Origin of the sequence: Pseudomonas sp. WOUb67 (genome assembly GCF_050058005.1) — a bacterium.
In the GTDB taxonomy this organism is placed as follows: Bacteria; Pseudomonadota; Gammaproteobacteria; order Pseudomonadales; family Pseudomonadaceae; genus Aquipseudomonas; species Aquipseudomonas putida_R.
In genome coordinates, this window is the sequence record NZ_CP170112.1 from 4983468 (window position 1) to 4996817 (window position 13350).

The window sequence follows — 13350 nt, forward strand, 5'->3', positions numbered from 1 at the left end:
GGCGCAACGCGCCCCCAATGCCCTCAAACGGTACCGACTATGACGCCCTGCTCGCGCAACCCCTCCAGCAACGCCAGCCCCTGCTGCAAATCCCCTCCCAGCGCCTCCAGCCGCGCCCGACCGGTGCCCTGCTCCAGCGCCAGCAACCGATACGCCAACGGCGCCAGGCGCGCAAAGCGCACCGTCAGCGCGGCATCGCGATAGACCAGCAGCAACGTGGGCGCCTCCGGCGCAACCACTGGCTGATAGTCAGCCCCAATGCGCTCCACCGGCCAACGATAGGCCAGCACCCGCGCCACGCAGGAAAGCAGCGGTACCCCCTCCAGCAAATCGCCCGCAGGGTCATGGGCCGACTCCTCGGCATCGCTCAGGTACAACTGCGATTCGATCCACTCATAGTGGGCCAGCTCCAACTGCCAGGGCGTATCCAGTTCGACGCCTTGCAGATAGTCGACGAACGCTTCGGCAATCTCGGTAAACAAAGGGGTCTGGCTACGGTAGTCGGCATAGAAATCACGCACACGGGCATGCCAACGCTGTTCGCCCAAGGCCTCGCGCATCACCGGAAAGCTCCCGGCCAGCAGGCCCTCGATCGCGCCATAGAACAACTCACGGTATACCTTCAGGCGCCGTGCCTCCACCCCGGGCGGCGGGGCATTGTGCTGCGGGTCGCGCAGGTAGCGGGCCAGGGTGTATTGCTGTTCACGCAGGGTCTCATTCATCCCCTTGCCCTCCCGAACGATGCTGTATATCGCGGATACGCGCCGCCTCGCCCAACAGCTCGGCCAGTGGCGGGTAATTGAAGTCACGTTCGAGCACAGTCGGCTGCACGCCAAAGCGCGCGCAGGCGACCGCGTACAGCGCCCACACATCTTCTTTGACCGGCGCACCATGGGTATCGACCTTGAGGTCCGGCGCTTCATCGTAATGACCGGCCACGTGCATGCCGGTAACCCTCGCCGGGGGCAAACCTGCAAGAAAAGCCCTGGCGTCGTAACCGTGATTGCAGGCGTTGACGAAGACGTTGTTGACGTCCAGCAGCAGGTCGCAGTCCGCTTCTTCGAGCACTGCCAGGATGAAGTCGAGTTCGCTCATTGCCTGGTACGGTGCGGCGTAGTAGCTGATGTTTTCCACGGCAATGCGCCGTTCCAGGTGCTCTTGCGCCTGGCGTATACGCGCGGCCACATGGCGCACGGCTTCGTCGGTAAAGGGAATAGGCATCAGGTCGTACAGGTGCCCGTCATCGCTGCAATAGCTCAGGTGTTCGCTGTACAGCCTCACCTTGTGGCGGTCGAGAAACTGGCGGGTCTGGTCGAGAAGATGCCGGTCCAGCGGCGCGCTGCCACCCAGCGACAACGACAGCCCGTGGCAGGTGATGGGAAAGCGCTCGGCCAGCTGGGCCAGGCCCTTGCCGTAGGCACCGCCAACGCCAATCCAGTTCTCCGGCGCACATTCAAGGAAGCCCACTGCACCCGTGTCCATGGCCAGTAATTCCGGCAGCAGTCCACGGCGCAGGCCAAGCCCGGTACTCAACATCGCAGCACGCATAAACAGGTCTCCAACGGGCACAACGCCCCGCCTGACCAGCAGGAGGGGCGTTGCGGCGAGTCAAGGGATAAAGAGGTCAGGGCTTGCCGGCCAGATGGCTGAACAGCCCTTCGGGCATGGCCTTGCCATTGGCCTGGTAGATCGCCTTCAGGTGATCTGCCGCTTCCTGTTCAGAGATGAAGCCATCATGGTTGCGGTCGATCTTGTCGAAGTCACCGGCACGGTCCTTGGCCACCGCGAGGAATTCTTCCCGCGACACCTTGCCATCGTGGTTGCTGTCGGTCTTGGCGAACGAGGCGTCGCCGCACTTGCCTTCGCCGCATTTGCCTTCGCTTTGAGAGGCCTTTGCGCTGCCGCCGCATTTGCCTTCACCACACTTGCCCTCGCCGGCCACCTTGGCCGAGGCCAGCTGGTAGCCCTGGGCCAACGGTTCGACGGCAAACGCACTGCTGCCCAATGCCATGCTGCCGATCAGGGCGGCGCCGAGCAGGCCGAGGGTGGTTTTTGCTTGAGTCATGATGTAGCTCCACTGTGGTTGGAAAGTGGAGCCATTAGGCCTTTGCGCTATGTCGGGGTTGTATCGCGCGGGCGGCGGTTTTGTATGGGAGTGGGTCTGCGGCGCGCTCAGATACAATCGGATACAGAGCAATCGGCAAATGGCCCCGGCACGTACCGGGGCCATTGCTGCAGCTCAGTCTTCCAGCGGCTTGGGTGGCGCCGCAGGCTTGGCCGGTTTGACCGGCTTGGCGGGTTTACTGTCCTTGGCCTTGGTTTCCGCGGCCGCGGCCACCGGCTCGGGCGCAGCCACGGCCTTTTCGCTTGCAGGCAGTTCATCGACAGCCTTGAGAATTACCTGCGGATCTATGGCCTCGCCGCTGTCGTCATCCTTGAGCATGTGCCGCTCGCCGTCCTTGCCTACCAGGATTACCTTGGTGCCCTTGCTCGCACCCAGTTTCAGTTCACGGATCAGCGCCATGGTGGTCTGCTGTTCAAGATTCTTGTCTTCGCGCTTGCCCATCATGTTGGCAACGCTGTACAGCACCAGGTTGCGCTCCTTGAAGGCCGCCTGGGTGGCCGGGTCCTCAAGCGCCTTGTTCAATCCGCGCAAGGTCGGGTCGGCGCTACTGGGCGCGATGACCACCAAGGGCCTGGCCTTGCCCACTTCCTTGGCCAGCGGTGCGTCACTGTCAGCCGCCAGCAGCGGGCCGCAGACAGCGAGCAAGGTAGCGAGGGTCAGTGACCGGACGAGCATGCGTATCTCCTTATTCTCTCGATAAACCAAAGACTACAGATCATGGAGAAAGATCCGACGCGGGAGCCTAAACCAACCGTCCCTGACGTGCACGGCACAAAGGTAACTTCCAATTTCCATGACCGGCCGGCATCACCACCGCACAGTCTGAGCATAGCGCAAAGCGGTTGGCAGCAACGCAACTGCACAAAGCCCGAGCGGTCAGTCGGCCAGACGAGGCATCGCATTCCTGTCCAGCGCCTCAAGTGTCAACTGCAGCATCACCGCATGCTCCCTTTGCTGATTGCTGATCTGCAGCCGTGCGATGTCCTCTTCCCGGTTACCCAACGCCATCAACCGCTCCAGTTCTTCGTGCATGTGTTGCGGCACTTGCAGCCGCGCGGGAAATGCCTTGCGCAGGTAGTCCTGCCAGAACTGTTGCCTGGACAGATAATGAGCGATTTCTTCTGCCGTCTGCTTCGCCCGAACAATTTGACGCGCCAGCAAAATGTCTCGCTTCGCAAGCGCAGGAATCCCGGCATAGAGCATTTCATCTGGCTGAGCAGGCAAGTCCAGAGACCTTCGCAAGGCAATGCGATAGGCCAACGCGAACTCGATCGATTCAGTGCCCGCCCCTACCCGCTGGGCATGTTCAGCGGCAATCTGCTCAACCAACGCCAAGCGCCACATCCGGCCACCGACCCATAACAAGCTTCGCTCAGGGCGACGGGCAAACTCGCCGTGCTGCGCACGCCATATCATCACTCGCAGTTCCAGGTCAGCGAAACGAGCGGTGGCGTTATCCTGGCAGTCGGTCGCCGCTGCGTTTTCAAACAGCTCAACCCTGAGCGCATTGTCCTCACTCATCGCCTGGAACATCTCCAGCACACGGGCCGAGAGCGCAGAGGCAGTCGACGAGAACTTGAAGGCCCCCGATGCCGTCATCACCGACAGGGTATTGAAGAAGTCAGCCGAATCCTCCTCGGCTTCGAGATGAAGCCACAGGGCTGCCATTTCGTCACGCCGCTCGGCTGCCAGCACATCGAGAAAACGTAGCCGGTAAGGCACGCGGCTCGCTTCAAGCCAATGCCAGGCAGACAGCGCTTCAGGTGCGGCTGCCAGCAAGTTGCCAGAAAGCCTGACCCTGCCTGAACGCCAGAGTTGCGACCGATGAAATGCATCTGGCAGCGCCGAAATGCTGTTGTCGCTCAGGTCCAGCGTGTGTAACTCAGCCGCATCCATTACCCCATATGGAAACTCTGGCATCCGGGTGCCGGACAGGTGCAAGGCATTGAGCTCAGTCATCGCGAAGACGGAAAATGCCCTGCCCAGCGGGTTGTCCGAAAGGTTCAGGTACACCAGCGAATGACAACTTGCCAGAACAAGTGCCTGGCTTTCGTCAAGAGTGATCTGGTTACCTGACAGATCGAGCACTTCCAGCCGTTGGGCAAGTGTCAGAGGTAAAGGCAAACGCCTGAGCCGACAGTTGGTGATTTCCAGGTTGCGCAGGTTGGGAAACCCCCGCAGAAACTCATCCGGAATCTGCTCCAGACGCATGGAGCGCAAGGCCAATACGCAGACATGGGGAAAACTGACTTGCACTGGCAGGGAGGGCAAATGCTGCAAGCGGCTGGAGCTCTGGACCAACATGAAGCGTCCGTCCTGCACGGGCGCATCCCCTTGCAGTTCGGGCACAAGGCAACGCCAACATTCGATCAGGCCTTTTCTGAATTCGCGACGGGCGGAGAACTCCGGTGTCATGAAGGCACTGCGCACCCATCTGTTTAAATGACGATCAAGCAGCTCATACTCCTGCTCCAGCGCTTGCAACCTGGCTTGCGCGTTGCCGGAGGCCAGCCAGAGGCCGATCTGTTCATCGCTGAAGGCCGGGTACAGGTCGCGCAGACGAGCCTGAAACGCCCTTGGCCTGGACAGCCCCAGCGCGGCCCATAATCTGCCGCCCGCCAGAGGGTAGCCAATACGTCCGTCATCAACCCGGTGCGGCGCGAGGAACGAGACGTTCGCCCGGTCCAGCCTGAGCACCTGTACCACAGCCTGCCGTTGACCGGCAGCAACATCTGCCAGCGCCTGGCGCAGGGTTGACACGAACGGTTGATGCTGGCTGATAACCGCCTGTGATTCGTCGTTGTAGGCACCCGCCACGGTCTCGAACAGCTCACCCGCTTCACCGATAGATGCATGCGCTCGATCGCGCAGGCGGAACAAACCATACTGATGAACAAGATCAAAGGTTTGCCCTGTGCGCTCGACTGTCAGTAGCGGTTCGCTGGCATCACCGTCGTACAATTGCCACCCAGGCCCGTCGGCCCCCGGCACGTGCCCCAGCAAGTTCAGCACCACTCGCGCCAGGTCGAGGTTCTGCGGCGTATCGACGCTCAGCGCCTCATACACCCGCGCCACTCGAATCTGCGCAACCTGCAACCTGGCTGCTTCGGCCATGGACAACGGGACGCGCCCGGTGTCATGCAGAACCTGCAGGTCGTCTTCGGGGGCATCGCGCAATACCTCCTGCGCCGCCAAGCGATGCAAGCTGGCAAAGTCCCTCCGTAGCGGGCGATCAATTTCCGCTACCGGGTTTTGGTCTTCGTACAGCTCCTGCAGCAGCTCACGTCGCATGGACCAGACAACGTCAGCCAGCTCCGAACCGGTCTTGCCAGCTGCCTGGGGGAGCGTCATGGCCCGCGCCAGCAGTTGCGGGTCGGTGCTGGCCGACCCTTCGCGCAACCGGTCAACCAGCGTGCGGATGCGCCCAGCAATCAACAGGCGGCTGACAGTGTCGGCCAGCACTGCTTGCGGGGGGCGACCATACACATGCCATGCCCGCAGGTGCTGGCCTTCAAAGCCATGGATCGCCAGCGCCTGGTCGATCTGTGCGTCATCGAGGTCGCTGTATGGCCTCCCCAGGCGTCGGAACAGCTGGCGTGCATCGTCCCACTCGGCTGGCTGCTCGCACCACAGGCGCCACGCCCCGGCACCGTTGTGGCGCAGCAGCGGGGCATAGCCCTGATAAGGGAGCAGTTGCCATTGTTCATCGGCAGCACGCCAGGTCACCGCATACCAGTGGCCATCCATGCTTACCCAGCGGCGCTCGCCAAGGTGATGCACGCCTTCGATGTCCACCGCAGCCGTGTCCGGCGGGCTCTCACAGCGATAGGACCTGAGGTCTGTATTCCACAGCTTTACCTCGCCGCTTTGCACCTGCGCCGGCACCAACTTGTCTACCACGCTCCAGGCGCGTCGGGCCGTGGTAACTACAGCCACTGTTGCACCGACTGCCAGCAGCCCTTTACCGACACTGAGCAGGTGCGCCAGCGCCGCATTGCGCTCGTTGTCCCGCCAATCCGCGACAGCCTGGAACGTTTGCTCCAACAGCTGCCAAGCCATCACCGCCAGCAACACCGCGCCGATGCCTGGAACGAAGAACCCCGCAATCCCCAACAGGGTCCAGCCTTCAGCGCGTAAACGGCGGCCATGCTCAGCCTGGGCATCACGATCAAGCAAGGCCATGGGCGGGGCGATGGTCGCTGCATCGTCCTTGATCTGGGCGATCCAGTCCTCGGCAAGGTGTTCGAACAGCGGCAAGCGGTAGGCTGAAGTCTGCTCATCAAGGTCCCTGGTTGCCCAGACGGCCACGTCATCCAGCCGCTCGCTGACCGCAGAGAAGAATCGCTGGCTATCGCGACGGCGCACGAAGCGCTGGAAAAAACGGCGATAGTCATCGTCGCGCAAGCGTTTGCCAAGCACCCGGCGGGCATGGTCCTCCAGGTCGTTGCGCATGCTCCATGGGCCCTGCGGGTCGCCCGGCACGTAGACCAGCACGTATTTGCTGGTGTTGTACAACACGCCCTCGTCAATCACATCCAGCACCACGATCTGCTGCATGCGGCAACCGAACAACATCAGTTGCCGGACCCGTACCGTATCCCCGTCGAGCTTGCCGATCAGCCCACGAAGGCAGAACTCGGCCACCCACTGCAACTGGCCTGCGTTCAGCACGCCCTGCGCCCTTGCCTGAAGGGCATCGACCAGCATGCTGTAGCGTTGCCGCTGTGCCAGCAAACCTCTGACGCCAGGCTGAAGGACGGCGTCCAGATGCGCCTGGTATTGCTGGCCAAGGTCCAGTTCCCGGCACAGTTTGGCGAAGCCCGGTGCGGACAGCTCACCCCGCTTGGCGCCGCCTTGATCGACAAGGCAGTTGCGACGCGGCTGTTCGCGCTGCTCTTCTGCCGTAAAACCGCCTAAGGCGGCCTCCAGCAGAGGGGTTTCGTAGTAGTCGGAGTCGACAACGGGAACCCGGCTGGTCAGGTAGCTGACCGTGGGCGAGGTGAAGGTGTACCACTGGCGGAAATACAGGCGATCGACATCCAGGTCGCCGTGTGCACTGAACGCCTGCTGCAGCAAGGGGCGAGCGAACTGATCCAGGTTGCGTAGCTGCGCCAGCGCTGATGACAAGCCTTCGCGACAGGCCAGCAGTTGCGGTAGCGCCTCGCTCAGAAGGTTGAATTCGGCCTTGGTCAGCCGGAGCATCCACGCTGGCAGCCGCTGCGCGATGTACTGGTCCTGGCATGCCTGCGCGATGGCAAGGGTATCGACCGCAGCCGAGGGTTTTCGGGTGTTGCCCTGCATCTCTACCTCCACGATTGCGTGAAGGTGCCAGTCTGAAGGCTGCTGCGTCATGCTGACGTCTAGCTATCTACCACCCTGCTCAGAACAGCAGCAATTGATGGCCGGTAAGGCGACTAAAGTCATCGCCAACGAAAGGCAGGATCGCGTCGGCTACCGGCTGCAGTTGACGGCTGATGTAATGTTCATAGTCGATCGGTGCCTGCAGGTTTTCCAGGGGTTCAGGGCCGGCAGTGGTGATCACGTAGCTGATCCACCCCCCGCGCTGATATTGCAAAGGGCGCTCCAGCCGCCTGTTATACGCGTCGGCAAGGCGCGCAGCACGCACATGTGGCGGCACGTTGCGCTGGTAGTCGGCCAACGGGCGACGCAGGCGCTTGCGGTATACCAGCAGCTCGTCCTGCTCACCGGCCAATGTGCACCGCACAAATTCGCATACATACTCGCGGTAGGGCTCGCCGCGAAACACACGGCCGTAGAGTTCCTGCTGGAACTGCCGGGCCAGCGGTGACCAGTCGGTGCGCACCGACTCCAGGCCCTTGTAAACCATTTCCTCGGCGCCGTCGGCCCGCCGCACCAGCCCCGCATAGCGCTTCTTGCTGCCTTCGTCGGTGCCGCGGATGGTTGGCATCAGGAAACGTCGGTAATGCACCTCGTACTGCAGTTCGAGGGCGCACTCCAGGTTCAGGGTTTCGCGCAGATGGGTTTGCCACCATTGATTGACCGTGGCCACCAGCTCGCGGCCAATGCGCGCTGCGTCTTCCTCCGCATGAGCACCTTTGAGCCAGACGAAGGTGGAGTCGGTATCGCCGTAGATCACGTCATAACCCTGGGCCTCGATCAGGGCCCGTGTCTGGCGCATGATCTGGTGGCCGCGCATGGTGATCGACGAGGCCAGGCGCGGGTCGAAGAAGCGGCAGCCGCTTGAGCCCAGCACCCCGTAGAAGGCATTCATGATGATCTTCAGCGCCTGCGACAGCGGCGCATTGCCTTCGCGCTTGGCGGCTTCCCTGCCCTGCCACACACGCTCGACGATGGCCGGAAGGCAATGCTGGCTTCGCGAGAACCGCCCCCCCCTGAAGCCTTCCACCGAGTGCTCGTCGTCGGGAAGGCGTAAACCTTCCACCAACCCTACCGGATCGATCAGGAAGGTACGAATGATCGACGGGTACAGGCTCTTGTAGTCCAGCACCAGCACCGAATCGTAAAGGCCAGGGCGTGAATCCATGACGAAGCCGCCGGGGCTGGCTTCGTCGGGGCGGCTGCCAAGGTTGGGGGCAACAAAGCCCATACGGTGCATCTGCGGTATGTACAAGTGGCAAAACGCAGCGACCGACCCGCCGCTGCGGTCTACCGCCAGGCCGGTGACCGAAGACCGCTCCAGCAGGAACTCGAGCAGGCGGGTGTGGGCAAAGATGCGCGTAACCAGCTCGCAGTCCTTGAGGTTGTATTGCGCCAGGGCGGGTTTGTCCTCGGCAAAGCGCCGGTTGATCTCGTCCATGCGCTGGTAAGGGGTGTCAATGGCCTTGCCCTCCCCGAGCAACGTCTGGGCAACGCTTTCGAGGCTGAACGACGGGAAGCTCCAGGTTGCCGAGCGTAGCGCCTCGATGCCGTCGATCAACAGCCGCCCCGGGGCATCGGCGAACACGTGGCCACCACCGGCATGGCTACGCAAGGTCATCAGCGCGGCATTACGCCCCAACGCCAGCGGCACCTGCAGCGACTTGGCGTGCTCATGCAGCAGGCGCAGGTCGAACTGGATCAGGTTCCAGCCGATGATTGCATCCGGGTCGTGCTCGGCCATCCACTGGTTGAGGCAGGCCAGCAGCGCGGTGCGGTCGGCGCAGTAGTGCAGGTCGAAATCCAGGCCGCCTGCCGTGCCGTTGGCCGGGCCGAGCATATACACCTGGCGCTGGCCACAGCCTTCAAGGGCAATGCTGTACAGCTCGCCGCGCTCGCTGGTTTCGATGTCCAGCGACACCAGGCGCAACGGCGGGCGATAACCTGGCGAGGGCTTGAGCTGGGCATCGCAGAGCACGCCCTGGGCATCAGGTTGGCCGGTGAACTGTACCGGGGCAGTGATAAAGCGCTCCATCAGGTAGCGTTCGGGTGGGCGGATATCCGCTTCGAACACCTCGACACCCGCCGTGCGCAGGCGTTGCTCCAGTTGCATCAGTTGCCGGTGCTGCCGGCAGTACAGCCCCAGCACCGGGCGCTGGTCGAAGTCCTTCAGGCGCAGTGGCCGCAGCTCGACGCCGGGCTCGTTGGCCAGCAACGCCCGCGCGTGGGCCTCATACGCCTGCGGGACGAACGCCACCGAAACCTGTGGCGCCAGGCGTAGCTGCCGTGGCCCCTGATCGGTTGCCAGCCAGAATTCCACGCAGGTGCCTTCGGGCGTGTCATGCCAATGACGGGTCAGGACAAAACCCTGCTGCAACTCCACTGCGTCGACCTCTGAAATTTCTGTAGATGGGGTGATTCTACCTTGTGCCTGGCGTGAGAGCTTTAGCGCCTGTGAGACCGAGCGCCGCCCGCGCGGCGCATCGCGAGCTGCGCTCGCTCCTACATTTGTTTCGGGCCAGTAACGCCAGTGCCAAGCGCGCGCGACCGCCTTGTTTGTACGACACACTATCGAGCCATGCGCCAAGGCGCTCGCGCGCAACTATCACAGGAATAATTGGCCCGAAACAAACGTAGGAGCGAGCGCAGCTCGCGATGCGCCGCGCGGGCGGCGCTCGGTCTCACAGGCGCCCCATACCTTATGCCTGACGCCTCGCTGTCACAAACCCGCTCCGCCGCCCGACCCAGACCAGCAGCCAAGCCATCGCAATCAACACCAGCACTACCTTGCCAAAGCCTGCGACCCCCGCCCCGCTCAGCAGCAATCCGCCAATGATCCCGCCCAGGGCAATGGCGCTGTTCCACACGGTCACCAGCATCGACTGCGCCACATCCCCGCCCTCGCCCGCCGCATCGGCACAGGCGGTCTGCAGCAGGGTCGGTGCGCCACCGTAGGTCACGCCCCACAGGGCGATGCTCAGGTACATCAACCACGACGACGCCTGCCCCACTGCCAGGGTTGCCACGGCAAAACCGGCAAGGCTCAGCAACACCAGCGTGCGCAGATGCCGGTCGACCAGCATCCCCACCAGGCCGATCCCGGCCAGCGCCGAAAGGCCGAACACCATCAGCACCGGGCCAATGTCCCCCGCCATGCCGGCCGCCGCCAGCAGCGGCACAATGTAGGTGTAGAGAATGTTGTGGCCAAGGATCCAGGTCAGGATCACCAGCAGCACGATCAACACTCCCGGCGTGCGCAGCACCTGCATGGCCGCAGGGCGCTTGCCGGCGGCATGCCCCGGGTACTCTGGCACCGAACGCAGCACCCACACCACCAGCAGCAACGCCACCAGTGTGACCAGCACAAACGTTGCGCGCCAGCCCAGCCCGGCGCCCAGCCAGGTGGCAATGGGCAGCCCGAGCGACAAGGCAATCGGCTGCCCGAGCATGGCCAACGCCATGGCCCGGCCCTGCTGCGCCACCGGCACCATGCGCCGGGCATGACCAGCGATCAGGCCCCAGGCCAAACCGGCGGCAGCGCCGGTGAAAAAGCGCAGCACCAGGGTCAGGCTGTTGGAAGTCGACAAGGCCGTCAGCCCGTTGAACAGCACAAAACCGATGATCGCCAGCAACAGGGCCCGCCGGCGATACCAGCCCTGGGTCAGGGTCACCAGCGGGATTGCCGTCAGTAACGAGCCCAAGGCGTAGGCCGTGACCCACTGCCCGGCCATGGCCTGGCTGATGTGCATGCCGTCGGCGATCTGGTCGAGCAAGCCTGCCGGCAGGTTTTCGCTGAGGATGGCGATAAAGCCGGTCATGGCGAGAGCCAGCAGCCCGCTGAGGGGCAGGCGTTCGCTGCTGGCGTCCAGCAACGGTGGGGAGGATGTCTGGGACATTGCAATTGCCTTGAGTGGGAAAACAAGACGGATAGTCTGCAAGCCAGGGCACTGCGGAAAAAGACGGTTACAATGCCGGTCACCCAGGACATCTATGTCCGCAATCAGGAATGCAGCATGGACAGCCTCAGCGGCTTCGTGGTCTTCAATCGGGTGGCCGAAACCCGCAGTTTCGTTGCCGCCGGCCAGTCGCTGGGCATCACTGCCTCGGCGGTGGGCAAACGCGTGGCGCGCCTGGAAAGCCGCCTGGGTGTGCGCCTGTTTCACCGCAGCACGCGCAGCATCACCCTCACCGCCGAGGGCACGCTGTTCCTTGAACGGAGCCGGCGCATCCTGGCCGAAATCGAGGCCACCGAGCAGGAACTGTCTCAGGCCAGCGAAACCCCGCGCGGCCGCTTGCGCGTCAGCCTGCCGCAAGTCACGGGGCTGGTGATGCCGGCGCTGGCCGAGTTCATGGCGTTGTACCCGCAGGTGGAGCTGGACCTGGACTTTTCCGACCGCATGGTGGATATCGTCGGCGAAGGCTTCGATGTGGTGATGCGCGGCGGGCAGCCGGTGGATTCACGGCTCAACGCCAAGTTCCTGGGGCACTTCCAGCACCGCCTGGTGGCCTCGCCCGAGTACCTGCGCGAACGCGGCACGCCCCTGCACCCGCGCGAGCTGGCGGCGCATACCTGCCTGCACTATCGCTTCCCCAGCAATGGCAAACTGGAAACCTGGCCGCTGCGCCAGGAGCACCCCGAACACGCCTACGACATCCCTATCTCAATGGTCTGCAACCATGTCGAGACGCGCGTCTGCTTTGCCCTGAACCACCGTGGCATCACCTGCCTGCCGGACTTCAACGTGCGTCGCGAACTGGGCAACGGCTCACTGGTCAGCGTGCTCGACAGCTTCATGGAGCGGCGTGGCAGTTTCTATCTGCTGTGGCCGTCCGGGCGGCAGATGCCGCCGAAGCTGCGGGTATTCATCGACTTCATGCTTGAGCGGGTGTTCAACCGTACAGGTAGTTGATGTCCTTGTAGGCCAGCGGTGGCACCTGGCCCAACAGGAAGTCGCGCAGCTTGTGCATTTGCCGCGCTTTCGGGCTGGCCTTGAGCCAGGTCATGTAGTACCCGTCACCGGTGGCCACGGCATGCTTGAACGGCGTGGCCAGGCGCCCGGCCTGCAGGTCGGCACTGGCCAGCACCAGGTCGACCACCGATATGCCAAGGCCTTGCTGGGCAGCCGAAATACCCTGGTCCAGGGTATCGAACACTTGCCCCTTGTCGATGCTGATCTCCAGTGCGTCCATGCGCGCCAGCCAGCGCCGCCAGTCGCGTCGGTCGGGTGACGGGTGCAGGAACTCGCACTGGGCCAGGTCGGCCAGGGCCGGTTGAGCCTGTGGCATGTAATCCGGGTGACACACCGGGACCAGCCACTCATCGAACAGCTTGAAACTCTCGATATCGGCGGGGAAACGCCCGCTGGCCAACAGAATGGCGCAGTCGTAGGGCTCGGAGTAGAAGTCCACGCTGTCAATGTCCATCCACACGCTGGACAGTTGCACGCTGCAGTTGTCCTCGGCCTTCTTGAACGCATCCAGCGCCCGCAACAGCCAGCGCATGGTGAGCGTGGACGGCGCCTTCAGGCGAAGGCCGTAGCGGTCCTGGCGCAGCAATGCGCAGGCATTTTCGATGATCTTGAAGCCGACTTTCAGCTCCTGCGCCAGCAGGCGCCCGTGCTCGGTCAGGCTCAGTTTCGGGCCACGCCGTTCGAACAGGTCGCAGCCAAACAGGGCTTCCAGGGTCTTGATGTGATGGCTGACCGCCCCCTGGGTCAGGGCCAGTTCTTCCGCCGCACGGGTAAATGAGCCATAGCGAGAGGCCACCTCAAAGGCACGCAGGGCGTGCAAGGCCTGAATCCGTTCCGACATGGCGACGTCCCGAGCATGAATAAGACTAATAGTAGGTCACAGTTCCACGCGTTTTA

The 13350-nt window shown here is 63.1% G+C and carries 9 protein-coding genes; 1 reads left to right on the top strand and 8 read right to left on the bottom strand.

Annotated features, from left to right (window positions below; all coding sequences use genetic code 11):
* Window positions 1–23 precede the first annotated feature (23 nt).
* From ABOC32_RS22130 to ABOC32_RS22160, 7 genes are all read right to left on the bottom strand, one after another.
* Window positions 24–722: a DNA-binding domain-containing protein gene (locus ABOC32_RS22130; RefSeq protein ID WP_426808878.1), complete on the bottom strand. Its 699-nt coding sequence runs from the start codon at window positions 720–722 to the stop codon at window positions 24–26.
* A complete protein-coding gene (locus ABOC32_RS22135) occupies window positions 715–1548 on the bottom strand; it encodes a DUF692 domain-containing protein (protein WP_426808879.1) in 834 nt (277 codons plus the stop codon). Before ABOC32_RS22135 ends, ABOC32_RS22130 begins: the two co-directional genes overlap by 8 nt.
* Before the next feature lie 76 nt (window positions 1549–1624).
* Complete coding sequence (locus ABOC32_RS22140; RefSeq protein ID WP_426808880.1) at window positions 1625–2065, bottom strand: EF-hand domain-containing protein; 441 nt, start codon at window positions 2063–2065, stop codon at window positions 1625–1627.
* Window positions 2066–2239: 174 nt separating this feature from the next.
* The gene (locus ABOC32_RS22145; protein WP_426808881.1) at window positions 2240–2800 is read right to left on the bottom strand and encodes a DUF4174 domain-containing protein; all 561 of its coding nucleotides are present in this window, start codon (window positions 2798–2800) and stop codon (window positions 2240–2242) included.
* 201 nt (window positions 2801–3001) lie between these two features.
* Window positions 3002–7426, bottom strand: a complete 4425-nt coding sequence (locus ABOC32_RS22150; protein WP_426808882.1) for an NEL-type E3 ubiquitin ligase domain-containing protein — start codon at window positions 7424–7426, stop codon at window positions 3002–3004.
* Window positions 7427–7505: 79 nt separating this feature from the next.
* The gene (locus ABOC32_RS22155) at window positions 7506–9866 is read right to left on the bottom strand and encodes a DNA polymerase II (protein ID WP_426808883.1); all 2361 of its coding nucleotides are present in this window, start codon (window positions 9864–9866) and stop codon (window positions 7506–7508) included.
* Between the two features lie 316 nt (window positions 9867–10182).
* Window positions 10183–11379 (bottom strand): MFS transporter, encoded by a 1197-nt coding sequence (locus ABOC32_RS22160; RefSeq protein ID WP_426808884.1) that lies wholly within the window; start codon window positions 11377–11379, stop codon window positions 10183–10185.
* Window positions 11380–11496: 117 nt separating this feature from the next.
* On the opposite strand from ABOC32_RS22160, the gene ABOC32_RS22165 reads away from it, so the two are divergent.
* On the top strand, window positions 11497–12393 hold the full coding sequence (locus ABOC32_RS22165; protein ID WP_426808885.1) for a LysR family transcriptional regulator: 897 nt from the start codon (window positions 11497–11499) through the stop codon (window positions 12391–12393).
* Here the strand turns inward: ABOC32_RS22165 and ABOC32_RS22170 are convergent.
* Window positions 12374–13294, bottom strand: coding sequence for a LysR substrate-binding domain-containing protein (locus ABOC32_RS22170; RefSeq protein WP_426808886.1), 921 nt, complete (start codon window positions 13292–13294; stop codon window positions 12374–12376). The two genes, ABOC32_RS22165 and ABOC32_RS22170, sit on opposite strands and share 20 nt — an antisense overlap.
* Window positions 13295–13350: the final 56 nt, after the last annotated feature.